We start from the raw sequence: 24,895 nt of genomic DNA on the forward strand, positions 1-24,895 counted from the left end.
CGTGGGGCTCCCGTCACGCGACGATGATGTCGTCGCCCAACTCGGAGTCTCCCCCCGTCTCGTCTTCAGACTGGGACTCGTCGCTTTTAGCCTCGTCGTTCTCGTCGTTTCGACCGCGAGCGTCGGTCTGCTCCGACGTCGAGGGCTGTTCGGTTCCCGAACCGCTCGCCGCCGACCCGCCGGCCGCCGCGTCGGCCGCGGCCCCCTCCAGCGTCTCGAGCCGGTCGTGGACCTCCACCAGCTCCTCGGTCAGTCCGTGGATCGTCGCCTCGAGTCGCTCGACCTTCGATTCGAGTTCCTCGACGCGCTCGTCTCGGTCGCTCATGTCCGTGATGGACCACGGCAGGACCATAAACGTACGTCAGACGAATGTCGTAATTTTTACCATATCGGCGACGGACCGACCGCCCCGTTCCGCACGGGCCGACGGGAGGCCCGGACCGACGAGTCGGTCCGTGTCCCTCGTCCCGACGGAACCGGCGTTCGTTAGCCTTTAGCGGCGCCGCCGCGAACGGGCGGGTAATGACTGCACAGGCTGTCCAGCAATCGGACCTCGCGGTCGTCATCGGGCTCGAGGTCCACGTCCAACTCGAGACGGACACCAAGATCTTCTGCGGCTGTTCGACCGACGTGGCCGACGCCGAGCCGAACACCCACACCTGTCCGGTGTGCCTGGGCCTGCCGGGCGCGCTCCCCGTGCTGAACGAGGCGGCCGTCGAGGCCGCGGTCAAGGTCGGCAAGGCCATCGACGCCGACATCCCCGAGGAGACCGCCTTCCACCGGAAGAACTACTTCTACCCCGACCTCCCCAAGGGGTTCCAGATCACCCAGTACGACGCGCCGATCTGCCAGGACGGCGAGCTCGAGGTCGAGGTCGGGGGCGAGCGCCGGACCGTCGGCATCGAGCGCGCCCACCTGGAGGAGGACCCCGGCAGCCTCCAGCACGCCGGCGGGAACATCGACACCGCCGACTACACCCTGGTCGACTACAACCGGGCGGGCGTCCCGCTGATGGAGATCGTGACCGAGCCCGACTTCCGGGGCGCCGAGGAGGTCCGGGCGTTCCTCGCGAAGCTCGAGGAGGTGCTGGAGTACCTCGGCGTGTTCGACAGCCAGCGCGACGGGAGCCTCCGCATCGACGCCAACCTCAGCGTGGTCGAGGCCGACGAGGTCGGCGACGACGGCGAGGTGAGCGCCGAGACGCTCGCGTCCGCCAACCGGACCGAGGTCAAGAACATCTCCAGCCACAAGGGGGCCGAGAAGGCGCTGTCCTACGAGGCCCAGCGCCAGAAGAACGCGGTCCAGCGCGGCCGCGAGGTCGAGCAGGAGACCCGCCACTGGGACGAGTCGCGGGGCATCACGGTCTCGATGCGCTCGAAGGAGGAGGAGAAGGACTACCGCTACTTCCGGGAGGCCGACCTGCCGCCGCTGCGGGTCAGCGACTGGAAGCGGAAGCTCGAGATCCCCGAGCTCCCCGACGCCCGGCGCGAGCGCTTCCGCGAGGAGTACGGGCTGAGCGGGGAGGCCGCCAGCAAGCTCACCTCCACCAAGCAGGTCGCGGACTTCTACGAGGACGTGGCCGGCGAGTACGACCCCGACCTCGCGGCGACCTGGGTCGCGGACAACCTGCTGGGCGAACTCAACTACCGCGACATGGCCATCACGGACGTCGACGACCGCCTCGACGAGTTCAAGCGCCTGGTCGAACTCGTCGCCGAGGAGGAGATCACCACCAAGAACGCCGAGGAGGTCGTGCTCCGCGAGATGCTCGACGAGGGCGACGACCCCGAGACCGTCATCGAGCGCGAGGACCTCGGAAAGGCCGACGAGGGCGCCGTCGAGGGCGCCGTCGACGAGGCCATCGACGAGAACCCCGACGCGGTCGAGGACTACCACGCCGGCGAGGACGGCGCGCTCAACTTCCTGGTCGGCCAGGTCATGCAGAAGACCGGCGGGAGCGCCGACCCCGGGTCGGTCAACCAGCTACTGCGCGAGCGGCTGGACGAGTGAGGCGAGCAGGCGGTGCGTGACAACGTGCCGGCGGCTCCCGCGAGGGGCGCACCGCGCACCGGCCTCGACGCCCTCGCGGCGCGTCTCAGGTCACGCCCGGGGTTCGGCCCGGCATCCTACGTAAACCCTCGCCTCGGGACTACTGTTCTCGCCTGGCAACCTCGAGCAGCAGCCCCTGGAACGTCTCGTGGTCCTCGAACGAGACCGCGTCCTCGAGTTCCCGTTCGAGTTCGCGGATGTCGGCCTCGAGTTCCGCGAACCGCTCGTTCTCCAGTAGCTCCCGGCGGGGTCGCTCGGCGGTCAGCGCGGCGTGCTTCGCGACGAGCGCGTAGTAGCGGTCGAGCCCGTCGACGTAGTCGGCCCGCGCGAGCAGCGACTCGACCGTCTCGCGCAACTGGTCGCCGGAGACGGGCTTGGTGACGTAGTCGTCGAACGGCATGTCGACGATGTCGTAGCCCGGCGCGACGGCGGTGAGCATCGCCACGCGGCAGTCGACCTCGCGCTCGCGGATCGCCGGCAACACCTCGTCGCCGCTCGTCCCCGGCATCCGCCTGTCGAGGAGGACGACGTCGACGTCGTCACCGCGGCGGTCGAGTGTCGACAGCGCCTCCGCCCCGTCGTGGGCGACCAGCACCTCGTACTCCGACAGCCACGACTCGTAGACGGCCGTGAGCGACGGTTCGTCGTCGACGACCAGCACGGTCGCAGTCATCCGCCACCTCCCGCAGTGCGCCCGGTCCGGACCCGCCGCCCGGACGCCGTGGGGCCCCCGCCGACCGCTCCGCCGACGACCCCCGTCCGTCGTCGGAACGGGATGCTCGTCAGCGCGCGGGGGACGACCGAGGCGAGCGTCGCCGTGGCGAGGAAGGTGGCGTCGGCGGACATCGTTCGGTATTCGTTGGGTGTCGATATCGACATAGTATAACCGTTTCCCATCTTATCTCGTTTGATAACTACGTCGAGAATATTTTGTAGCAATAGTCGTTGATTAAAGCGGTTTGCTGCGAGTGCCGTGCTGTCCCGCTCCGAGTCGTCTCGTGACTGGCCGCCGTTTATAGGGGACCGGGCCGGCCTCGTCGGCCCGGCGGGTGATCGACGACGCGCGGGGCGTTCCGGCAGGTCTCGCGGCCGCGTGCGTCCGACCGCGCCCACGCGCCGTAGGCCGCCGCTCTCCGGCGATTTCCTCGGCGAAAGCTTTACCCACTCACTTGTCCTACCGAGGACACGATGACCGACGAGCGACTCCCGGAGCGCCCCCCGCGCTGCGGGCGGACCCCCGAAGCGGGAGGTGAGGCATGGAGCTGATAATCACCGAGAAGGACAACGCGGCCAGGCGCATCGCCGACATCCTGAGCGGCGAGTCGGCCGACGCCGAGCGCAAGAACGGCGTCAACGTCTACAAGTGGGGCGGCCGGCGGTGCATCGGGCTGTCGGGCCACGTGGTGGGCGTCGACTTCCCCGACGAGTACAACGACTGGCGCGACGTCGAACCGGTCGAACTCATCGACGCGCCCATCGAGAAGAAGGCCACCAAGGAGAACATCGTCCGGACGCTCCGGGTGCTGGCCCGGAAGGCCGACCAGGTCACCATCGCGACCGACTACGACCGCGAGGGCGAGCTCATCGGCAAGGAGGCCTGGGAGCTCGTCCGGGACGTCAACGAGGACGTGCCCATCCGCCGGGTCCGGTTCTCCTCCATCACCCAGAACGAGGTCACCGAGGCGTTCGAGAACCCCGACGAGCTCGACTTCGACCTCGCGGCTGCGGGCGAAGCCCGCCAGGAGATCGACCTCATCTGGGGCGCGGCGCTGACCCGGTTCCTCTCGCTGTCGGCCCGCCAGCTCGGCGAGGACTTCATCTCGGTCGGCCGGGTCCAGTCGCCCACCCTGAAGCTCATCGTGGACCGCGAGCGCGAGATCGAGGCGTTCGACCCCGAGGACTACTGGGAGCTGTTCGCCGACCTGCTGAAGGACGGCGACGAGACCGCCGAGTTCGAGGCCCAGTACTTCTACCGCGACGAGGACGACAACGAGGCCGAGCGCGTCTGGGACGAGGAGACCGCCGAGGCGGTCTTCGAGGCGCTCGACGCCGCGAGCGCGGCGGTCGTCGACCGGGTCAACCGGCGCACCCGGACCGACGACCCGCCGGCGCCGTTCAACACCACGCAGTTCATCCGGGCGGCGGGCAGCCTGGGCTACTCGGCCCAGCAGGCGATGAGCATCGCCGAGGACCTCTACACCGCGGGGTACATCACCTACCCCCGGACCGACAACACGGTCTACCCCGACGACCTCGACCCCGAGGAGCTGCTCGACGCGTTCTCGGGCGACTACCACTTCGGCGACGACGCCGACGACCTGCTCTACCTCGACGACCTCGAGCCCACGGAGGGCGACGAGGAGACCACCGACCACCCGCCGATCCACCCCACCGAGGACATCCCGACGAAGGGCGAGCTGAGCGACGACGAGTGGGAGGTCTACGAGCTCGTCGTCCGGCGGTTCTTCGCGACGGTCGCCGAGTCGGCGACCTGGGAGCACCTCAAGGTGGTCACGGCGATCGGCGACCACAAGCTGAAGTCCAACGGCAAGCGCCTCCTGGAGGAGGGCTACCACGCGGTCTACCCCTACTTCAACACCTCGGAGAACTACGTGCCCGACGTGACCGAGGGCGAGGAGCTCGCGGTCACCGAGGCCCGCATCGAGGACAAGCAGACCCAGCCGCCCCGCCGGTACGGCCAGTCCCGGCTCATCGAGACGATGGAGAAGATGGGGATCGGGACGAAGTGTCTTACAGGCGACACCGAAGTCCTCGTCCAAGACGGGGACGATGTCGAGCGGAAACCGATAGCGGAAGTCTTCGACGAAGGCCAAGTGGTCATGGCCGATGGCGATACGGACATCGCTGTCACCGACGACGGACCGACCGTCCTCTCACTGAACGAGAACACCGAACGACTGACCGAGCGAGAGAAGACGCTGGTAAGCGCCCGCCCACTGGAGTCCGGCGAACACGTCTTCGAGGTGACAACCACGGCCGGGCAGTTCTCGGCGACCGACGACCATCCGGTGTACGCCCGCATCGACGGGGACGTTCAGGTAGTGCCGCTCGCAGAACTTGACGAGGGTGACGAACTGATAGCGGCACGACAGACGCCAGTGGTACCCGACGAGAGTGACGAAATCGTAGCAACGTGGGAAGCGTTCGCAACATCTTGTGACAAGTCGTCGAAACTCTATGGCGTAGACTGCAACGAAGCACTTGCAGAATATCGTCAGGGGAGTGGCGAAACACAGCAAGAACTTGCCGACCGAATCGGGACATACCGAACTCAGATTTCCCATTACGAGGGCGACGACAAGGACGTACCAGCCTGGATGCTGGGAGAACTCGGGATTAGACCGGACGAACTTCACGGCCTGAACTACGACGCGACGTTCCAGAATCCGTTCCCGCTTACGTGGAGTCCAGAACTGGCGAGACTCCTCGGGAATCTCCTCGGTGACGGCTCGATTCACGTCAACGAGACGGAAAACACGGTTGATATCAGGTATCACAACACGGATCGACGCCTCATCGATAGATTCGTCTCGGACATCGAATCGGTGTTCGGTTTCGAGCCGACCGTGTCGAGCCGGCCCGGGCGTGAAGACCATCACAAACGGAAATATCAGGTTCACATTCCCGTCGCACTCGCTCGGGTCCTCCAGTTCATCCTCGACGAAGTGACGGAAGACGGATGTCCCGCCGTGCCAGCGACACTCCAGCCAGCATTTGTCGGCGCACTGTTTGACGACGAAGGGCACATCTCGACCGACGGAAAGGCGTTCATCTCCAATATCGACCACGAACTTCTGCGTGGCGTCTCCGCAATGCTCGAGAGCATGGGAATTGACGCGACGCTGAACGAGAGCCAACACAAACTCTACGTCCGTGGTCGTCGGAACCTGGAGCGATTCCTCGACGTGATTCCGATTGCTGCCGACGAAAAGTTCTATCGAGGCCTCGATAAGCTCGATACTTACCCTGTCACGCGACGAAAGGCGCGCGTCCTCGAAGCGCTGGCAGCGGACGAGATGACCTCCGAGGAACTCGCCGAGACGCTAGACGAGTCCGTGGCTACAATCCGGACAGCAATCCGTGAGCTCGACGAGGAAGACCACGTCGAGACGCGCATCGAGGGGAGTAATCGTAGTCGCGACGGAAACCGGAGTTTCCACTACTCGGCACGCGACTTCGAGAGTTCGGTGTACGCGACGCTTCGGGACGAGCCTGCGACCGTGACAATCACGAACATCGAGGAGCGCGACTACGACGGACAGGTCTATGACCTCACCATCGACGAGGCTGCACCGAACTTCGCCGTCGAGGGCGGTGTGATCGTTCACAACTCTACCCGCCACAACACCATCGAGAAGCTCTACGACCGCGGCTACATCGAGGGCGACCCGCCGCGACCCACCCAGCTGGCGAAGGCGGTCGTCACCGCCGCCGAGGAGTTCGCCGACCTCGTGGTCAGCGAGGAGATGACCCGCGAGCTCGAACAGGACATGACCGCCATCGCCGAGGGCGAGGCCGACCTGAGCGAGGTGGCCGACGAGTCCCGCGAGTACCTCCAGCAGGTGTTCGACGAGCTGCGGTCCTCGCGCGAGGAGGTCGGCGACCTGCTCCAGGAGTCGCTGAAGGCCGACAAGACGCTCGGTCCCTGCCCCGAGTCGGACCACGAGCTCCTCGTGCGCCAGAGCCGCAACGGCTCGTACTTCGTGGGCTGCGACGGCTACCCCGACTGCGAGTACACCCTGCCGCTGCCGAACACGGGCAAGCCCCTCATCCTCGACGAGGAGTGCGAGGACCACGGGCTCCGCCACGTCAAGATGCTGGCGGGCCGCCAGACGTTCGTCCACGGCTGCCCGCTCTGCAAGGCCGAAGAGGCGGAAGAGCAGGACGACGAGGTCATCGGCGAGTGCCCCGAGTGCGGCGAGGAACACGGCGGAGAGCTCGCCATCAAGCACCTCCAGAACGGCTCGCGGCTGGTCGGCTGCACCCGGTACCCCGACTGCGACTACTCGCTGCCGCTGCCCCGCCGGGGCGACATCGAGGTCACCGACGAGCGCTGCGAGGAGCACGACCTGCCCGAACTCGTCGTCCACAGCGGCGACGAGCCGTGGGAGCTGGGCTGTCCCATCTGCAACTACCGGGAGTTCAAGGCCCGCGAGAGCGAGTCGGGCAGCGACCTGGAGACCCTCGACGGCATCGGGTCGAAGACCGCCGAGAAGCTCTCGGACGCGGGCATCGAGAGCATCGAGGACCTCAAGAAGGCCGAGGTCGAGACGGTCGCCGCGGAGGTCGCCGGCGTGAGCGAAGATCGGCTGCGGGGTTGGCAAGCGAAGGCCGACTGAATCCCACTTTTTCCTGCGGTCGCGCCCCGAGAGGCGCTCCCTTGCAAAAACGTGGGGAAAAAGCACTGCGTCACCCCCTCAGTCGCTTCGCTCCTTCGAGGGTTCCTTGGCCCGCTCGCTCACGTTCGTTCGCTCGCGGTAAACTACGGTCTGTTCGCGTCGAAAGTCCAGTCGGGCGAAACCCGAATCCGATGAGTATTTCGCCTAAGACTGTCGGTAAACACACCCAACTTCCCACGAGAGGTGGTTCCGAAGAGGTTTTAGCGGACAGTACGGTTTACACGAACAATGACCGCGACACCCTGGTCCGACTGGGACCACATCGTCAAGCTGGACCCCGACAAGACCCTCGTCGAGGGCGAGACGTTCGAGGACGTCTGCCGGACCGGCACCGACGCCCTCGAGATCGGCGGCACGCTCGACATGACCCAGGAGAAGATGCAGCGGGTCATCGACGCCTGCGCGAAGTACGATGTCCCGCTGTACCAGGAGCCGAGCAACCCGGCGGTCGTCGTGGACCACGAGGCGCTCGACGGCTACCTCGTGCCGACCGTGCTCAACGCCGGGGACATCGCCTGGGCCACCGGGTTCCACAAGGAGTGGGTGAAGTCCAGCGACGTCGACTGGGACCGGACGACCACCGAGGCGTACATCATCATGAACCCCGAGGCCAGCGTCGCCGAGCTCACCGACGCCGACTGCGACCAGACGCCCGAGGACGTCGCGGCCTACGCCGAGGTCGCCGAGCAGATGTACGGCCAGGAAATCATCTACGTCGAGTACTCGGGCACCTTCGGCGACCCCGACGTCGTCGAGGCCGCCGCCGACGCCCTCGAAGAGGCGACCCTGTTCTACGGCGGCGGCATCCACGACTACGAGTCGGCCCGGACGATGGCCGAGCACGCCGACGTCGTCGTGGTCGGCGACCTCGTCCACGACGAGGGCTGCGAGGCCGTCCGCGAGACCGTCGAGGGCGCGAACGACGCCGAGGCGGCCGCGCCCGAGTCGGTGTAGGCGCCGGTCCCTCGTCTGTTCGGGAGGCGCCGGTCCTCGGCCCGCTCGGGCGGGCGTTCCCGGCGGAGACCGACCGAACTCTGTTCGCTGCGGCCCGGTTCAGATATCGAATCCCGATTCGAAGGTCTCGGCGAGCTTCTCGCACCGGGCCCGCTTCCGCGGGGTGATGTTCTCTCTCGCGTACCACCGCAGCGCCTCGACGATCTGGGCGGCTTCCTCGTTCCGGAGCGCGACCTCCGTCTTCGCCATCGAGCGCTCGACGTCGCGTGCGGCGGGTCGTGTCGTCTGAATCGTCTGGTGGTCACCTGACATGCGAATCTTAACCTCGTGAGTCGACCGACAGTATTTGCTTAACGCCGTGTCGACTTCGTTATACGTCGCCTGACTCGACTCAGGCCGCCCCTACATTCTTCCGGCCGTGGTGGGTCCGGAACCCGTGACCCGCAGAATGCGCGGACGGCGTACTCCACCCGTCGACAGCGTCGGATCGACCGCTCGTGAACGCATAACCGAATCGTTCATCTATTCACGGCGCGAAGCTGTTACCGTGATGTTATGAGCGCCATCGAGACCAGCGGGCTGACGAAGTACTACGGGGAGACCCGCGGCATCGAGGACCTCTCGCTGACGGTCCGCGAGGGCGAGGTGTTCGGCTTCCTCGGCCCCAACGGCGCGGGCAAGACCACGACCATCCGGACCCTGCTGGGGTTCGTCGAGCCCACCGGCGGGTCCGCGACGGTGCTGGGCCGGGACGTGACCGACGAGGCCGCGCTCATCGAGGCCAAGCGCCGGGTCGGCTACCTGCCGAGCAACCCCGGCTTCGACGAGGACGTGACCGGTCGCCGGCTCGTCCGGTACCACGCCGACCTCAAGGGCGACGAGCGCAGCGACGAGCTGCTGGAGGTGTTCGACGCGCCCGTCGACCGGGAGATCGGCGAGTACTCCACGGGCAACCGCCAGAAGCTCGCGCTGGTACTGGCGTTCATGCACGACCCCGACCTCGTCGTGATGGACGAGCCGACCTCGGGGCTCGACCCGCTGATGCAGGAGCGACTGTACGAGTTCATCGAGACCGAGCGAGAGCGGGGCACGACGTTCTTCTTCTCGAGCCACGTCCTCAGCGAGGTCCGGCGGGTCTGCGACCGCGTGGGCATCATCCGCGACGGGCGCCTCGCGGCGATGGAGGGCGTCGAGGAACTGCTCGACCGGAGCGGCAAGCAGGTCCGGGTCAGCGTCGCGGGGTCGCTCGACCCCGGCGACTTCCGGTTCGCGGGCGTCCACGACCTCGAAGTCGGCGACGGCGAGGCCTCGTTCATGTTCACGGGCGAGTACGACGCGCTGCTCGAACACCTCCGGAGCTACAGCGTCCGGGACCTCGAGATCGAGGAGGCGCCGCTCGAAGCCGTGTTCATGAAGTTCTACGACGGCGACGCCGCGCCGACCGCGGGCGACGGAGACGCCGACGCGAACGGCGGGCCCGCCGAGACGACCGCGTCCGCGGGAGGCGAGTCCGATGCTTGAGATCGCGGGATACGAGGCCGAGCGCCGCATCAGGGGCACGCTCGTCCTCGCGGTCCTGCTGGCGCTGCTGTCGCTGCTGTTCGTCGGCCTCTTCCCGTCCATCGCCTCGTCGGGCGTCGACTTCGAGGCCTACATGGAGAGCCTCCCGCCCGCGCTGCGGGCCGCGTTCGGCGCGACCGGGGCGGTCGCGTTCACGACCATCGAGGGGTTCCTGGCGGTCGAGCTCTACCAGTTCTTCTGGCTGCTGATGCTGGGCATCTACGCCGCCTACGTCGCCGGCGGCCTGATCGCGGGCGACGTCGAGCGCGACCGGATGGACGTGCTGCTCGCGGCGCCGGTCTCCCGCCGCCGCGTGGTCGTCGAGAAGTTCCTCTCGCTGGTACCGGTCGTGGTCGCGCTCAACGTCGTCGTGGGCGTCGCGGTGTACGCCACCGTGCTCGCCATCGGCGAGTCGATCTCCGTCGCCGACCTCGCGATGGTCCACCTGCTGTCGATCCCGTACCTGCTGGCGTGCGGCGCCATCGGCCTCGTGCTGTCGGTCGTCTTCGACTCGGCGGACGTCGCCAAGCGGGGCGGGCTGGGCGCCATCTTCGGGCTGTTCCTGGTGGAGACGGTCAGCCAGTCGGCCGACCTCGGGTGGCTCGGGGCTGTCAGCCCGACCCGGTACTACGACCCGACCGCCGTCCTGGTCCGGGGCGAGTACGACTGGGCCGGCGCGGTCGTCCTGCTGGCGGGGGCCGCGGCGCTGGTCGCGGCGGCCGCGTGGTGGTTCCGGAGGAGAGATATCGCGTGACGGACGAAGGGGGAGACTGAATGCGGGGTTTCGACGACGACGAGCGCGAGCGCATCCGCCGCCAGCTCCGGGAGACCGGTCGGGAGCTGTTCGGGCGCTACGGCCTCGACAAGACCACCATCGCGGACCTCACCGGGCCGGCGGGCATCGCGAACGGGACGTTCTACCGGTTCTACGAGTCGAAGGAGCAGCTCTACTACGAGATCCTCCGCGAGGAGGGCGAGCGGCTCGCCGAGGAGATCGTCGCCGACTCCTTCGAGGCCCGCGACGACCCGGAGGACGCCATCGTCGCGTTCCTCACCGGCATCTGCGAGGCGATGGAGACCGAGCCGCTCGTCAGGCGCCTGATCGCGGACAGCGACCTCTCGCGGCTGATGGCCCAGTTCAGCGACGAGGAGCTGCGCGAGGAGCAGGCCCAGTCGCTGGGCTACGTGGTGCCCTACGTCGAGCGCTGGCAGGCCGAGGGCCGACTCCGCGAGGGCGACCCCGAGGTGCTGGCGGCCGCGATGGGCGTGGTGAAGTTCGTCGCGTACCACAAGGACCAGTTCCACGACGAGGCGTTCTACCGGGCGGTCCGGGACGCGCTCATCGAGGCGGTCGCGGCCGGGTTGACCCGGACGGACGGGTAGCCTGACGCGCCACTCGGTCGCACGGGTCCCGAAAACATACGTCGATGCGAGCGCGATTTGCTGTCGCGAAATGACGGCGTTTAAGAGAACGCCGGAGAAAATCAGACCCATGGAACACCGAACGTACACGGCGGACGCCGAACCCGGCGACACGGTCACCGTGGCCGGGTGGGCCCACGAGATCCGCGACCTCGGTGGCATCGCCTTCCTCATCGTCCGGGACACGACGGGCAAGATCCAGGTCAAGTTCGAGAAGGACGAGATGGACGACGACCTCGTCGAGACCGGGACGGAGGTCAACCGCGAGAGCGTCGTGAAGGTCTCGGGCGACGTCGAGGAGGAGGAGCGCGCCCCGACCGGCGTCGAGATCGTGCCCGAGTCGGTCGAGGTCATCGCCGAGGCCGATCCCGAGCTCCCGCTGGACCCCTCGGGGAAGGTCGACGCCGACCTCTCGACCCGGCTGGACAACCGGACGCTGGACCTCCGGAAGGAGGAGACCAAGGCCATCTTCGAGATCCGCGCCGAGGTGCTGCGGTCGGTCCGCGACGCCTTCCGCGACCTGGGCTGCACCGAGATCAACACGCCGAAGATCGTCGCCACCGGGACCGAGGGCGGCACCGAGCTGTTCCCCATCACCTACTTCGGCCAGGAGGCGTTCATGAACCAGTCGCCCCAGCTGTTCAAGCAGCTGATGGTCGGCTCCGGACTGGAGCGGGTGTTCGAGATCGGCCCGATCTTCCGGGCCGAGGAGCACAACACGCCCCGCCACCTCAACGAGGCGACCTCCATCGACTTCGAGAGCGCCTTCTTCGACCACGAGGACGCGATGGACGCCTGCGAGACCGTCGTGCGGGCCGCCTACGAGGGCGTCGCCGAGAACTGCCGGGAGGAGCTCGACGCCCTGGGCTACGAGGACTTCGAGGCGCCCGAGGGCGAGTTCCCCCGGCTCTCCTACGAGGAGGCCATCGAGCGCATCAACGCCACCGGCGAGCTCGACGAGCAGCTGGTGTGGGGCGACGACCTGCCCACCGAGGGCGAGAAGGCCCTGGGCGACGAGGTCGGCGGCCACTACTTCATCACCAACTGGCCCAGCGAGATCAAGCCGTTCTACATCAAGGACCACGATGACGACCCCGACCTCTCGACGGGCTTCGACCTGATGCACCCGAACATGGAGCTGGTCTCGGGCGGGCAGCGCGAGCACCGCTACGACCGCCTCGTCGAGGGCTTCGAGCAGCAGGGCCTCGACCCCGACGCGTTCGAGTACTACACCAAGATGTTCAAGTACGGCATGCCGCCCCACGCCGGCTGGGGCCTCGGCGGCGAGCGCCTCGTCATGACGATGCTCGGCCTGGAGAACATCCGCGAGGCCGTGCTGTTCCCGCGAGATCGCCAGCGCCTGTCGCCGTAGGCGACGGCGCTCCTATCGAGGGGGAGCTCGTCACGAGCGGAGCGAAGTGACGGTGTTCCCGCGAGATCGCCAGCGGCTGAGCCCGTAGGGCAAGCCCTGGGAGCCAGCGAGACGAGCGGAGCGAGTCTCGCGGGACCGGCAGCGCCTGTCGCCATAAGCCGACTACTCGTTTTCTGCGGCTTCTGCGACCAGTTCGTACGCTTTCTCTCGAAGTTCACCGGTCATGTGGAGGCCGTGGCTGTCGACCCGGCGGACGAGTTCCTTCCCCTCCTCGGCAGTTGTACCGCGTTCTTCGACCGCCCGAACGATAACACCGACCGTCCCGGTAACCGTCGCCCCCAGTCCTCGAGCAACTGTTCGCACGCGCCGGTCGTCAGAGACGACACCGACATCGCGTCCCTCGAGATCGCTCCAACGGAGGACGCTCGCAACGATTGCTACGTCACCGTTCTCTGTGTCCTCACCCAGTGTTTGCTTCGCCCGGGCGAACAGCATGTTCCGTTGCCCCGGTGAGTCCCACTCGCACCGTCGAACGCAGTCGGAGTGGCTTTGAACGTTCGTGCGAGCCGGTTCTGTCGACACCTCGGCCCGGGCCGTCTCGGGCACGACCAACTCACCATCGAGCCACGCCAGGAGATCGAGTTCCCCGACCTGTCCTAACGCGATGAGTGTCGTCGCGTCCACCAGAACCCTCATAGCTCGCGCGCTGATTCGGCGTCGGACTCCAGTTCGTCGGCCGATAACTGCGAGGTCAAGTTCCGCTCTCGCGCGATTTCGAACCACTCGCCGAGCGACACACCGGCAATTCTGGCCGCCTCGTTTACCGAGACCTCGCCGGACTGGTACCGCTCCGCGGCCACTCGCACGCGGATGTCGCGAAGCCCCTCTCGAAGTGCCTTTCTGATAGTCGTACTCTTGTCCTCCTCCAGCAACTCAGCGACTTCCTCCAGCGTCGCCTCCTCGTCGTCGGGGATCCGAGCGCTGATAGACGGCATGTATACATCGTAGTACGCCGTAATCACTTATGAAGTTACGGTCCGCCGACCCGACCGTCACCCCGACTCCCGTCCTGCGGACCCCCCGTCGACGTCCACGTCGATGTCCTCGGGGTCCGTGCCGCCGTAGATGCCGTGGCCGTACTTGAGCAGGCCCACGAACACCGACCCGCCGACGACGTTGCCGATGGTCGACCACAGCAGGAAGTGGCCGAAGTCCGAGACTGTGATCGCGGAGCTGGAGAACACGCCCAACAGGACCTCCACGCTCCCCGCGATCGAGTGCGGGAGGTGGGCCAGCCCGATGACGACCGCGACCAGCCAGACGAAGAACGCCTGGCTGATGGTGTTGCGTCCGGCCGCGACCAGCCACGTCATCAGCCCCATCAGCCACCCCGCGAGCACCGCGGCGAGCAGCATCGTCGACCACGAGTAGTGGACCAGCCCGCTTGCGATCTGGCGGAACGCCGAGGGGTCGATGGTCGCCAGCTGCGGGCCGATGTGGACCGCGAGCGCCGCGAAGATCGTCCCGCCGATCAGGTTGAAGACGTAGATGATTCCCCACAGCCGGGCGAGGTCCACCACCGACGCCTGGCCGTTGAGGACCGGCACGACCGCCAGCGAGGTGTGCTCGGTGAACAGCTCCGACCGGCCGACCACCACGAAGATGAACCCCACGGCGTAGGCGTTCGCGACCAGGATTCCGGTCACGGGGTCGGAGAACGCGCCCGAGCTCATCGTGAAGACGACCGCCATCAGGAAGGGGCCGAAGCCGATGTCCAGCCCGGCCGAGAGCCCGGAGAGCGCCAGGCCCACGCTGGAGCGCTGCAGTTGGCTCAGTCCCTCCTCGATCTCGAGGCCCAGTATCTCGCGGTAGGAGGTCGGAGACGGGTCGGTGTCGGAACTCATCGGTGACTGGGAACTCCGACTAACCGCGGGACCCGGAAGTCGCTGTCGGCCGGCGGGCGCGGATTATAAACGTTATACGGGCCGACTCGCAAGACCAGCACATGACCGACGACTCGTCGCGGGCGTTCGTGCCGGGCCACGTCACCGGCTTCTTCAGCGTCCACGACGCCGACGACCCCGAACAGGCGGGCTCGCGCGGCGCGGGCCTGACCCTCTCGGACGGCGTGACCGTCGAGGTCGAGCCCGCGGAGGACACCTCGATGCAGCTGAACGACGAGCCCGCCGCGGTCGAGGCGGTGACCCGCGTGCTGGCGGCGCTGGGCGTCGAGGCCCGCGTGACCGCCCGGACCGACCTGCCGGTGGGCGCGGGCTTCGGCGTCTCCGGGGCGGCCGCGCTCGGAACCGCGCTGGCCGCCAACGACACCTTCGACTGCGGGCGCTCGGTGAACGAACTCGTCGCGATCGCCCACGCCGCCGAGGTCGAGGCCGGGACCGGACTCGGCGACGTGGTGGCCCAGGCCCGCGGCGGCGCCCCGATCCGGCTCGACCCCGGCGCACCGGAGTACAACCGCCTCGACGGCGTGCCCGCCCGCGGCCGGGTCGAGTACCTGACGCTGGGCGAGCGCTCGACCGAGGCGGTGCTGTCGGGCGACACCGACCGGCTCTCGGAGGTCGGCGTCGACATGCTCGTCCGCCTCGTCGAGGTGCCCACTCTGCCGACGTTGCTCGATGCCTCCCGGGAGTTCGCCCGCGAGGCAGACCTGCTCACCGACGAGGTCCGCGAGGTCCTCGACGACGTGCGGGCCGAGGGCGGCGAGGCCGCGATGGCGATGCTCGGCGAGACGGTGTTCGCGCTCGACGACGGACTGTCGCGGGCGGGCTACGACCCCGCGGTCTGCGAGATCCACCCCTGCGGCGCTCGCCTGGAGCCGGCGGACGACGAGTGAGTCCCTCCGGTTCGGCGGGTCCCTGCCGGGACATCCGCCCGCGCTCGGCGGAACGACGCCTTTTCGGTGGCCCGCAGTAAGAGTCGAGTATGACCGAGATCCCCGAGGACCACCCGCGGGCGGCGTCGCTGCGCACCCGCCACCGCATCGAGGAGGGCGTGGAACTGGGCATCACCAGCAGGCAGGGCCTGGTCGCGGAGGGCCGCGGCGAGGCGTTCGACTACCTGCTCGGCGAGGAGACCATCCCCAGCGCCGACGCGGCCGAGCGCGCCGCCGCGGCACAGCTCCTGCTGGCCGACCACCCGGTGCTCTCGGTGAACGGGAACGTCGCGGCGCTCGTCCCGGAGGAGATGGTGGAGTTAGCGGAGGCGGTCGACGCGGACCTGGAAGTCAACCTGTTCAACCGGACCGACGAGCGCATGCGGGCCATCGCCGACCACCTCCGGGAGCACGGCGCCGAGGACGTGAAGGGCCTCGCGGCCGACGCCCGGATCCCGGGGCTGGACCACGAGCGCGCGAAGGTCGACGATGACGGCATCTACGCGGCCGACGTGGTGCTGGTGCCCCTGGAGGACGGCGACCGCGCCGAGGCGCTGGCCGAGATGGGCAAGACCGAGATCGTGGTGGACCTGAACCCGATGTCGCGCTCGCCTCAGACGGCCGCGATTCCGATCGTCGACAACATCATCCGGGCGATTCCGAATATCACGGCGCACGCTCGGGAGCTGGCGGGCGCGAGCGAGGAGGCACTGGAGGAGATCGTCGCGGAGTTCGACCGCGAGGCGGCTCTGGAGGAAGCGGAGCGCGCGATTCGGCGGGGCGACCTCGACTGACAGCGCTTCGGCTGGACTAACAGCACTTCTGCTGCACTAACAGCGCGCCGGCTGCACTAACAGCACGTCGGCTCGTCGGTGATAGAGTCCTCGCAAAAATCGCAGTTCTGTGTGCCACCCGGTGTGACGTGGTTTCCGACTTACGCGCGGACGACGTTCGTCGCGCGCGGGCCCTTGGGGGCGTCTTCGATGTCGAATTCGATGTCGGTTCCCTCCTCGAGGTCCGGGCCGCCGACATCCTCCATGTGGAAGAACACGTCGTCGTCCGCGTCGTCGGTAGAGATGAAACCGTAGCCGCCTGTGTCGTTGAAGAAATCAACAGTTCCTTTCGCCATTGCAACTATAGGGAGGGGCGAGGCACGGATAACGCTTCCGAGGGTCGCGGTATCACGGGTGTCGGGTGGGTTTCGGTCGGTTTTCGATCGCGACGGATGGGTTGTGTCCGCATCCGATCTTGCGACGATACGACGCTGCCGCTAGCTACTGCCGTCACATATGAGTTACCGCGACCGCACAGCACCGGCCTCACACCTCCCCAGCCTCCTCCTTCGTTCGCTCTGCTCACTCAGTCGTCCCTCGCGCACATCGGGGCAGCCACGAGGGCCGCCCAACACGCGCCGGTCGGAGGTGCCACCGTCTCACACCCATTCCGGAACCTCTTTCAACCACGCCGTGATACCACTGAGTTGTATGAGCGAGTTCGAAAAGTTCAGCGACGTCGGCGAGGCGGACGTGACCCGCGCGATCGGCCAGGAGTGGACCGAGGAGTTCATGGACTTCAGCGACTCGGACGTCATCATCGTCGGGGGCGGCCCCTCCGGCCTGATGGCGGCCAAGGAGCTCTCCGAGCGCGGCGTGAAGACGATGGTCGTCGAGAAGAACAACTACCTCGGCGGCGGCTTCTGGCTCGGCGGCTTCCTGATGAACAAGGTGACCGTCCGGGACCCCGCCCAGCGCGTGCTGGAGGACCTCGACGTCGACTTCAAGCAGTCCCGGGACAGCGAGGGGCTCTACGTCGCCAACGGACCGCACGCCTGCTCGGCGCTCATCAAGGCCGCCTGCGACGCGGGCGCCAAGATGCAGAACATGACCGAGTTCACCGACATCGTCATCCGGGAGGACCACCGGGTCGGCGGCATCGTGATGAACTGGACGCCGGTCCACGCGCTCCCCCGCGAGATCACCTGCGTCGACCCCATCGCGGTCGAGGCCGACCTCGTCATCGACGCGACGGGCCACGACGCGATGGCGGTGTCGAAGCTCGACGAGCGCGGCGTGCTCGACGCGCCCGGCATCGGCGACGCGAAGGCCAACGCCACCGGCATGGACAAGACCGGCGACGACTCCTACGGCGCGCCCGGCCACGACTCGCCCGGCCACGACTCGATGTGGGTCGGCGAGTCCGAGGACGCCGTGGTCGAGCACACCGGCCTGGTCCACGACGGTCTCATCGCCACCGGGATGGCGACCGCGACGACCTACGGCCTCCCGCGGATGGGCCCGACGTTCGGCGCGATGCTGGTCTCGGGCAAGCGCGCGGCCCAGGTCGCCATCGACGAACTCGGCGTCGACGCCGACCCCGTCGAGATGACCTCGCGGACCGCCTCGGCCGACGACTGACCACTTTTTACTTCGTCGGGTGGGCTCGCTCCGCTCGCCCACCGCTCCTCGTAAAAACGTGGGGAAAAACGTCCCGGACGCGAGCGAAGCGAGCGTCCGGTGAACCGCGCCGCAGGGGCGCGGATGCTCCGACCGTTTCTTCGTCGTCTACTCACTCCGCGACGCCCATGGCGAACAGCGTCGTCGGCGTCTGGTCGGCGCCCCGCGGCGAGAGGAAGTCGGTCACCTCGTCGTCGAAGAACGTCAGGCCCGTCCCGCCGAGTGGGCGGTGGGCGTAGGTCGCCAGGTAGAGCCGCCCGAGCACGACGCCCGCCTCCAGTTGCGCCAGCCGGTAGCCTCTGTCACCAAGTTCCCCGACCACGGCCTCGACGTCTGTCATGCAGTAGACGTTGACGTGGGCGTCGCCGGCCCACTCCTGGCCGAGCGCCAGCCGGGTCTTGTCCCGACTGGTCACGTCGCCCAGCCGCTCCAGTGCGCCCTCCGCCGGGTGGAACTGGTAGCTCCCGTCGGGCACGCCCTCGACGTCGGTCGCGAGGACGTAGACGTCGTTGAACTGCAGTCCGGCGGCGTCGCCGTCGTTCCAGTCGCCCGGCGCGCCCCGGGTCGCCCGGTCGAGGACGGTCCCGAGCTTCCGCCGGCTCAGCGGTTCGTCGGCGAACTCCCGGCACGACCGCCGGCGCCGGATCGCGCTCGCCAGCGGCCGGGCCACCTCGGTCTCGTGGTCCACGGGATCGAGCGGGACGCGCTCGCCGTCGCCCGCGGCGACTCCGCCGACCGGCCCGGCCTCCCGTGCTCGGTCGCGCCACGCCGCCGCCGACTCGCCGTCTGGGAGGGCGCTGGCCTCCCACGCCTCGTACGGGAGGTCGTGGGTGCGGTCGTGGTCGGGCTGGGGTTCGGTCGCGGGGTCGATCGGCTCGACCGCCGGCGGTTCGTCGGTCGCTCTGCCTGCCGACGCGCCCTCCCCGACCGGAACGAGTTCGAGCGGCGCCTCGGTCGCCGGGTCGACGCCGAGCAGGTCGGCGACCGCCCGGTCGTCGAACCCGGCCGCGACCGACGCGGGCAGGTCGGCGGCGTGGGCGGCTCCCAGCAGGTTCGCGAGTACGGTCCCGGAGTCCCAGAACGCGTGGCGGTACGTCCGCTCGCGGTACTTCCACGCGTTGCGCCACCACTCCGAGGTGAGGACGAGGGTGACCGGCGCGTCCGCGACGCCCGCACCGGGACCGGCCGCGGCTGCCAGCGCACCCCGGTAGTCGCCCTCGCGGAGCGCGTCGAGCGAGAACGTCGCCGGGTCGAAGTGGTAGACGCCCGCGTCCAGTCCGTCGAGGTCGCCGCAGACGACGTAGGCGTCGACGTGGTGGAGGTTCCCGGTGCACGACGCCGCCCGGTAGTACAGCCGGCGGTCGACCCCGTCGGCCGGGTGGTCGCGCTCGGCCTTGACGCCCGCGGCGTAGTAGCACAGCGACGCCACCGTCCGGGCGTCGACCGGGTCGCGGGCGGTCTGGGCGGCGCCCGCCAGCGGGTCGGCCCCGGCTTCGGCGACGACCGAGAGCGCGGGCAGGACGGGCGCTCGGACCCCGTGGAGAGACACCCGGGATCGGTCGCGGTAGCGCTTGAACGGCCGCGGCATCGTCTCGGAATCGAGCCGGAACGTCGGGTCGGGGAAGTCGCTCGGGGCGTGCTCGGTGCGTTCGTGGTACTCGGGAGCGTTGACCATGTGACGTGAGCTACTGTCAATCCGCACTTAGGGGTTGCCGTCGTTTGGGGAACCGTAACGGGTTTCACTCAATGTTACAACCAGTGAATATGGTCGAGACGGTCACGCTCTACCGCGCGCCCACCCCGGTCGCGGACGCCGGGGAGATCGCCGACTGGCTCCGCGACAGGCTCGCCCGGGCCGGGGAGGGCGCCGACGCCGACGTCGAGGTCCGCGACCGCTTTCTGGACGTCCACCGGATCGAGGAGTTACCCGAGCGGTTCGCCGACGCCCGGGTGCTCTCGCCGTACGAGCGCGAGACCGGCAACACGATGCTCGGAATCGTCCGGTACGAGGAGCGGGCCCTGGAGAACCCGGAGCGCGCCGGCGGGGTGCTCTACGACGGGGTGGCGGTCCAGCGCGCCCTGAACGCGGCGCTGCCGGAGTCCGAGCGCCCGCTGGACCACCTCCACGTCGCGCTGCTGGACCGCGCCGTCGGGACGTGGGGTGACCACGACGGCCGGTGGCACAAGCGGGTCAACGTCCTCGGCCAGCCCGCGCTGGTGTCGGTGCCGGGCCTCTACGAGGCGCCCGCCAAGCCGGAAGCGTACTACAAGGAGAAGCAGAAGCACGCGCTGGTGTCGGGCGACGCGCCGCCCCGCGAGGTGCTGGAGAACGAGGTCGAGGGCGAGTTCCTGGTCGCCGACGACCCCCGGACCACCGAGGCGCTGAAGGGGTACGTCCTCCAGGCGGTCCACTGCCGGCGGACCGGCGAGGCGTTCTGCGAGGCGGCGGGCTGCCGGCTCTCGAACCCCCACCGCCAGCCGGGCGTGGTCGAGGCCCAGCTCCGCGACCCCGAGTTCTGCGACGAGCACGACGAGACGTACGGGTGACGCGACCGCGGCGCCGTTGCCGCGACGCCCTCACTCGGCCAGCTCGTCCTTCCAGAGCCGCCAGATCGCCTGGTACAGCGTCCAGCCGTCGCAGTCGCACCGGTCGGCGACCGACCGGCAGGCGTCGAGGTACGTGACGTACTCGCCGACCGACGGGGAGCCCGGATACGGGACCGACAGCTCCCCGGCTTCGCGGAGTACCGCCCACTCGCGGGGGCCGACGACGACGTTCGCATCTGGGTCGGCGAACAGCAGGAACGCCGACGCGACCGGGACGTCGACCGCCGCCAGGTCGGTCAGCCGGTCGACTCGCTCCCGGGTCGACGATGTCGCGACGACGTCCGCGATGACCTCCCGGACCTCTTCGAAGTCGTTTGCGCCGAACCCCTCCTCGGCGGCCCGGCGCTCGGCGTCGGGGTACTCGCCCAGGAATCGACGGTAGTACCACCGGACGACCCACTCTGCGTCGCGCCACCCGAACTCGCCGGCGGCGAACGCGTCGGGCAGCGTCCGGACCTGGTCGCGCTCGACGGGGTACAGCGGCTCGCGCCGCCGGTAGTCCTCGGCCGCGGCCGTCACGGTCGCGCGGGTGAGCCTCACCGGTCGGACGTCCGTGGTCGTCCGCCGTGAGTGTTTCGCCGACCGCGGGGGCCGGGCGTCCGCGTTCCGGGGGTACGGCGGGGCGTCGGTTCCCGGGCCGAAGGCTATGTAATGTGTTAATAAAGTTCATGCCACTGGAGCGGGTGTCTCAACTAGGTAATCATGACCCGCGAACCGGAGGGAGCGAACCATGTCGAGTGACGAACAGGACCCCGTCAAGACCGTCTGTCCGTACTGCGGCGTCGGGTGCGGCATCCAGGTCAAGCCGGGCGAGGAGCCCGGCGACATGCGGTTCATGCCGTGGGGCGACGCCCCGGTCAACGAGGGCCGGGTCTGCATCAAGGGCGGCGCCGCGACCGAGGTCGTCGACCACGAGGACCGGCTCACCGACCCGCTGATCAAGGAGGACGGCGAGTTCCGCGAGGCCACCTGGGAGGAGGCCTACGACCGCATCGTGGGCGAGCTGGGCCGCATCCGCGAGGAGCACGGCCCGGACGCGATGGGCTTCTTCGGTTCCTCGAAGACGATGAACGAGGAGAACTACCTGCTCCAGAAGCTCGCGCGCCGGTACGGCACGAACAACGTCGACAACTGCACCCGGATGTGCCACGCCTCGACGGTGTGGGCGCTCCGGACCAGCCTCGGCGCCGGCGCGATGACCAACAGCATGGCCGACCTCCGGGACGAGGCCGACGTGTTCTGGATCCAGGGCGCGAACCCCGGCGAGCAGCACCCGATCGCCAACAGCCAGTACTTCCGGCAGGCCGTGCTCGACGGCGCCACCGTCATCCAGGTCGACCCCCACGCCAACAAGACCACCCGGTCGTTCAAGATCGACGAGACCGACCGCCACCAGCACCTCCAGCTGAACCCGGGGACCGACATCCCGCTGCTCAACGTCGTCCTCAAGACGGTGCTGGAGAACGACTGGGTCGACGAGGAGTTCGTCGAGGAGCGGACCGAGGGCATCGAACACCTCCGGGAGACCCTCGAGGACTTCGACAAGGAGGCGGCCGCCGAGACCTGCGGGGTGCCCCTCGAGGACATCGAGGCCGCGGCCGAGAAGTACGCCACCGCCGACAACGCCGCCATCTTCACCGGGATGGGGATGAGCCAGCACCGCTGCGGCGTCGACAACGTCCAGAACGAGATCAACCTCGCGCTGGTCACGGGCAACCTCGGCCGGCCCGGCACCGGGGTCAACCCGCTCCGGGGACAGAACAACGTCCAGGGCACCTGCGACGTCGGCGCGATGCCGAACGTGCTGCCGGGCTACCAGCTGGTCGACGACGACGAGGCCCGCGAGAGCGTCGAGGAGGTGTGGGGCTTCGAGATACCCGACGAACCGGGCCTGACCAACGTCGAGATCTCCCACGAGGCCGGGAAGTCGGTCCACGGGCTGTACGTGATGGGCGAGAACCCGGTGATGTCCGAGCCCGACGCCAACCGCGTGGCCGAGCGCTTGGAGGAACTGGAGTTCATAGTCGTCCAGGACATCTTCATGACCGAGACCGCCGAGTTCGCCGACGTGGTGCTGCCGGCGACGTCGTGGGCCGAGCGCGGCGGCACCGTCACCAACACCGACCGGCGGGTCCAGCGGATGCGCCCGGTCGGGAAGGTCCACGAGAACACGAAGCACGACCTCGACATCGTCTCGGAGGTCGGCAGTCGCCTCTTCGAGGGCGAGGGCCACTTCGACTTCGAGGACCCCGAGGAGGTGTTCGAGGAGCTCAGGCAGGTCTGTCCGAGCTACCACGGGATGACCTACGACCTCCTCGGCGAGGAGGGCCTCCACTGGCCGTGCTACGAGCCCGGCGACGAGGGCGACCCGTTCCTCTACGAGGAGGAGTTCGACACCGAGAGCGGGCTCGGCCACGTCGAGGGCGTGCGCCACCAGCCGCCGGCCGAGGTGCCCGACGAGGAGTACCCGCTGATCCTGACCACGGCCCGGCTCGAGGAGCACTACAACACCGGGACGATGAGCACCCGGTCGCCGACGCTCAACCGCCAGCACCCCGAGAACTTCGTGGACGTCCACCCCGCCGACGCCGACCGGTACGGTATCGAGGACGGCGAGGAGGTGACCCTCACCTCGCGGCGGGGCGAGATAACGGTCGAGGCCCACGTCACAGACGACATCAAGGAGGGCGTGGTCTGGACCACGCCGCACTTCGCTGCCGCCGCCGCCAACAAACTCACCAACGACGTGCTCGACGAGCGGGCGAAGATTCCGGAGTACAAGGCCGCGGCCGCCGAGGTCGAGGTCAGCATCGACGCCGACGCCCGGAGCGACGCGGCCGGCGACTGAGCCGGCGCCCCGCCTCGGGCCCCATCTCTTCTCCCGAGCGGAGCAGACACCGCCGGAACTGTGCGTCGGTCGGATCGCGCCCGTCGGAGCCGAGGTCGAGTCGCCCCGAAAAAACAGGAATCGCGTGGGCGGCTACTCCTCGTCGCCCTCGTCGCGGGACAGCAGGTAGCTCATCGCACCGCCGATGCCGCCGAGCGCCGTCAGCGCGCCGAACCCGGGCGCCCGCACCGTCTGGACGATCTGGTCGGTGTCGACGGCGCCGTTGCCGGCCGCGGCCTGCTGGGCGGCGGTGGTCGTCTGCTCGGCCGCCCCGTCCTGCTGACCCGGCATCGTCGTCGTCTCCTGGGCGGGCACGGTCGTCGGTCCGCCCACCGTGGTCTGGCCGGGCGCGGTCGTCCCGGTCGCGTTCTCCGCGCCGATGTCTCTGGAGACCGTCTGATGGGTGAAGTCGCCCTGCCCCTCGACCGTCGTCTGCTGGCCCGCCGCCGTCTGCTGTGGCGCGGTCGTCTGCCGGGTGACCTCCTCCTCGCTGACGATCTCGATCTCACCGCGCATCCGCAGCGGGTGGTACTGGCAGTAGTACACCGACATCTCCTCGGTCGCCTGGAACTTGACCGTCTGGCGGGCGCCGCCGCGCTCCATCACGTCCGAGCGGACGAGCGTCTCGTCGGCCTCGTTCTCTATCTCCCAGTTGTGGGGCGCGCCGTCGCCGTTGATCCAGATCACGGCGTACGTCCGGCCGGGTACCAACCGGAGCGTCGGGTTCGTCTTGCCCTGGATGCCGGACGGGGCCAGCGCCTGCCAGCCCGGCACCGAGCCGACGAACCGGAACGTCTGGAACGGCACCGACCCGCCCGTGGTGAGGTTTCGCTCCTCGACCGTCGCGGTCTGAGTCGCCGTCTGCTGACCCTGACCGACCACGATGTCGCCCTTCTCCTCGGTGTGGTTCTCGCAGTAGTACGCCGCCAGCCCCTCCTCGGCGGTGAACGTGACCGTCTGGCTGTCGCCCGGTGCGACGTAGTCCGACCGGAACAGCGCGTTGCCGCCGGGGTACCGCCGCGTGACCACGAAGTTGTGGATGATGTCGGTCCGGTTCTCCCACTCGACGGTCACCTCCTGACCGGGGTCGGGGTTGAGCGTCGGCGCGTTCTGTCCCTGTATCTCCGAGGGCGACTGGCCGACCCAGCCATCCTGCGTCATCGCGAGCGTGTAGGTCGGTCCCTGCCTCGCCCCCGCCGAGCCGATACCGAACGCCAGGGCGCCCGCTCCGGTCGCCGCCGAGAGGAACGAACGCCGCGTGAAGTCGTGTGACATTGTTGT

The 24,895-nt window shown here is 68.5% G+C and carries 22 protein-coding genes and 1 pseudogene; 12 read left to right on the forward strand and 11 right to left on the reverse strand.

What is annotated here, in order from left to right; genetic code table 11:
* Nucleotides 1–13: 13 nt before the first annotated feature.
* Nucleotides 14–325, reverse strand: a complete 312-nt coding sequence (locus ACQUQF_RS15430) for a DUF7518 family protein (protein WP_435179990.1) — start codon at nt 323–325, stop codon at nt 14–16.
* Between the two features lie 197 nt (nt 326–522).
* Here ACQUQF_RS15430 and gatB point away from each other — a divergent pair, with 197 nt between their 5' ends.
* Nucleotides 523–2,010, forward strand: a complete 1,488-nt coding sequence (gene gatB / locus ACQUQF_RS15435; RefSeq protein ID WP_435179991.1) for an Asp-tRNA(Asn)/Glu-tRNA(Gln) amidotransferase subunit GatB — start codon at nt 523–525, stop codon at nt 2,008–2,010.
* 139 nt (nt 2,011–2,149) lie between these two features.
* Here gatB and ACQUQF_RS15440 read toward each other — a convergent pair whose 3' ends face one another.
* Together ACQUQF_RS15440 and ACQUQF_RS15445 are read right to left on the reverse strand one after the other, a co-directional pair.
* Entirely contained in the window at nt 2,150–2,722 is a 573-nt protein-coding gene (locus ACQUQF_RS15440; protein WP_435179992.1) for a response regulator, read from the reverse strand.
* Nucleotides 2,719–2,895 carry a hypothetical protein gene (locus ACQUQF_RS15445; protein ID WP_435179993.1) on the reverse strand — a complete coding sequence of 59 codons (177 nt, stop codon included), beginning with the start codon at nt 2,893–2,895 and terminating at the stop codon, nt 2,719–2,721. The genes ACQUQF_RS15440 and ACQUQF_RS15445 overlap by 4 nt, the downstream gene beginning before the upstream one ends.
* A 410-nt stretch (nt 2,896–3,305) precedes the next feature.
* Between ACQUQF_RS15445 and ACQUQF_RS15450 the strand changes: the two are divergent.
* Nucleotides 3,306–7,409, forward strand: a pseudogene (locus tag ACQUQF_RS15450) (DNA topoisomerase I); the annotation flags it as partial.
* Between the two features lie 288 nt (nt 7,410–7,697).
* Nucleotides 7,698–8,423: a phosphoglycerol geranylgeranyltransferase gene (locus tag ACQUQF_RS15455; RefSeq protein ID WP_435179994.1), complete on the forward strand. Its 726-nt coding sequence runs from the start codon at nt 7,698–7,700 to the stop codon at nt 8,421–8,423.
* A gap of 99 nt (nt 8,424–8,522) precedes the next feature.
* Here ACQUQF_RS15455 and ACQUQF_RS15460 read toward each other — a convergent pair whose 3' ends face one another.
* Nucleotides 8,523–8,735, reverse strand: a complete 213-nt coding sequence (locus tag ACQUQF_RS15460) for a hypothetical protein (RefSeq protein WP_435179995.1) — start codon at nt 8,733–8,735, stop codon at nt 8,523–8,525.
* 243 nt (nt 8,736–8,978) lie between these two features.
* Here ACQUQF_RS15460 and ACQUQF_RS15465 point away from each other — a divergent pair, with 243 nt between their 5' ends.
* The 4 genes from ACQUQF_RS15465 to aspS all read left to right on the forward strand — a co-directional run bounded on the left by ACQUQF_RS15465 (nt 8,979) and on the right by aspS (nt 12,777).
* The gene (locus ACQUQF_RS15465) at nt 8,979–9,944 is read left to right on the forward strand and encodes an ABC transporter ATP-binding protein (protein ID WP_435179996.1); all 966 of its coding nucleotides are present in this window, start codon (nt 8,979–8,981) and stop codon (nt 9,942–9,944) included.
* A complete protein-coding gene (locus tag ACQUQF_RS15470) occupies nt 9,937–10,737 on the forward strand; it encodes an ABC transporter permease (RefSeq protein ID WP_435179997.1) in 801 nt (266 codons plus the stop codon). The genes ACQUQF_RS15465 and ACQUQF_RS15470 overlap by 8 nt, the downstream gene beginning before the upstream one ends.
* A 20-nt stretch (nt 10,738–10,757) precedes the next feature.
* A complete protein-coding gene (locus tag ACQUQF_RS15475) occupies nt 10,758–11,366 on the forward strand; it encodes a TetR/AcrR family transcriptional regulator (protein WP_435179998.1) in 609 nt (202 codons plus the stop codon).
* A 109-nt stretch (nt 11,367–11,475) separates the two neighbouring features.
* Nucleotides 11,476–12,777, forward strand: a complete 1,302-nt coding sequence (aspS, locus tag ACQUQF_RS15480) for an aspartate--tRNA(Asn) ligase (RefSeq protein ID WP_435179999.1) — start codon at nt 11,476–11,478, stop codon at nt 12,775–12,777.
* 162 nt (nt 12,778–12,939) lie between these two features.
* On the opposite strand, the gene ACQUQF_RS15485 is transcribed toward aspS, so the two are convergent.
* Genes ACQUQF_RS15485 through ACQUQF_RS15495 form a run of 3 tightly spaced genes read right to left on the reverse strand, consistent with a single transcriptional unit; the run spans nt 12,940 to nt 14,681 of the window.
* The gene (locus tag ACQUQF_RS15485) at nt 12,940–13,473 is read right to left on the reverse strand and encodes a hypothetical protein (RefSeq protein WP_435180000.1); all 534 of its coding nucleotides are present in this window, start codon (nt 13,471–13,473) and stop codon (nt 12,940–12,942) included.
* Nucleotides 13,470–13,772, reverse strand: a complete 303-nt coding sequence (locus ACQUQF_RS15490; protein WP_435180001.1) for a UPF0175 family protein — start codon at nt 13,770–13,772, stop codon at nt 13,470–13,472. Before ACQUQF_RS15490 ends, ACQUQF_RS15485 begins: the two co-directional genes overlap by 4 nt.
* Before the next feature lie 57 nt (nt 13,773–13,829).
* Complete coding sequence (locus tag ACQUQF_RS15495) at nt 13,830–14,681, reverse strand: formate/nitrite transporter family protein (RefSeq protein WP_435180002.1); 852 nt, start codon at nt 14,679–14,681, stop codon at nt 13,830–13,832.
* Nucleotides 14,682–14,782: 101 nt separating this feature from the next.
* Between ACQUQF_RS15495 and ACQUQF_RS15500 the strand changes: the two genes are divergently transcribed.
* Nucleotides 14,783–15,628, forward strand: a complete 846-nt coding sequence (locus ACQUQF_RS15500) for a pantoate kinase (protein ID WP_435180003.1) — start codon at nt 14,783–14,785, stop codon at nt 15,626–15,628.
* An 89-nt stretch (nt 15,629–15,717) separates the two neighbouring features.
* A complete protein-coding gene (locus ACQUQF_RS15505; RefSeq protein ID WP_435180004.1) occupies nt 15,718–16,461 on the forward strand; it encodes a 4-phosphopantoate--beta-alanine ligase in 744 nt (247 codons plus the stop codon).
* A gap of 140 nt (nt 16,462–16,601) precedes the next feature.
* Here the strand turns inward: ACQUQF_RS15505 and ACQUQF_RS15510 are convergent, their stop codons facing one another.
* Entirely contained in the window at nt 16,602–16,796 is a 195-nt protein-coding gene (locus tag ACQUQF_RS15510; RefSeq protein WP_435180005.1) for a cold-shock protein, read from the reverse strand.
* Between the two features lie 355 nt (nt 16,797–17,151).
* On the opposite strand from ACQUQF_RS15510, the gene ACQUQF_RS15515 reads away from it, so the two are divergent.
* A complete protein-coding gene (locus ACQUQF_RS15515) occupies nt 17,152–18,081 on the forward strand; it encodes a sulfide-dependent adenosine diphosphate thiazole synthase (RefSeq protein ID WP_435180006.1) in 930 nt (309 codons plus the stop codon).
* 151 nt (nt 18,082–18,232) lie between these two features.
* Here ACQUQF_RS15515 and ACQUQF_RS15520 read toward each other — a convergent pair whose 3' ends face one another.
* Complete coding sequence (locus tag ACQUQF_RS15520; protein WP_435180007.1) at nt 18,233–19,795, reverse strand: SagB family peptide dehydrogenase; 1,563 nt, start codon at nt 19,793–19,795, stop codon at nt 18,233–18,235.
* A gap of 89 nt (nt 19,796–19,884) precedes the next feature.
* Between ACQUQF_RS15520 and ACQUQF_RS15525 the strand changes: the two genes are divergently transcribed.
* Nucleotides 19,885–20,667: a DUF7001 family protein gene (locus ACQUQF_RS15525; RefSeq protein WP_435180008.1), complete on the forward strand. Its 783-nt coding sequence runs from the start codon at nt 19,885–19,887 to the stop codon at nt 20,665–20,667.
* Between the two features lie 30 nt (nt 20,668–20,697).
* Here the strand turns inward: ACQUQF_RS15525 and ACQUQF_RS15530 are convergent, their stop codons facing one another.
* On the reverse strand, nt 20,698–21,267 hold the full coding sequence (locus tag ACQUQF_RS15530) for a hypothetical protein (RefSeq protein ID WP_435180009.1): 570 nt from the start codon (nt 21,265–21,267) through the stop codon (nt 20,698–20,700).
* A 190-nt stretch (nt 21,268–21,457) separates the two neighbouring features.
* Between ACQUQF_RS15530 and fdhF the strand changes: the two genes are divergently transcribed.
* Nucleotides 21,458–23,575: a formate dehydrogenase subunit alpha gene (gene fdhF, locus ACQUQF_RS15535; RefSeq protein WP_435180010.1), complete on the forward strand. Its 2,118-nt coding sequence runs from the start codon at nt 21,458–21,460 to the stop codon at nt 23,573–23,575.
* 132 nt (nt 23,576–23,707) lie between these two features.
* On the opposite strand, the gene ACQUQF_RS15540 is transcribed toward fdhF, so the two are convergent.
* Nucleotides 23,708–24,889, reverse strand: a complete 1,182-nt coding sequence (locus tag ACQUQF_RS15540; protein WP_435180011.1) for a cupredoxin domain-containing protein — start codon at nt 24,887–24,889, stop codon at nt 23,708–23,710.
* Nucleotides 24,890–24,895: the final 6 nt, after the last annotated feature.

The sequence above is a fragment of the Halorussus sp. AFM4 genome, from assembly GCF_051194995.1.
In the GTDB taxonomy this organism is placed as follows: domain Archaea; phylum Halobacteriota; class Halobacteria; order Halobacteriales; family Haladaptataceae; genus Halorussus.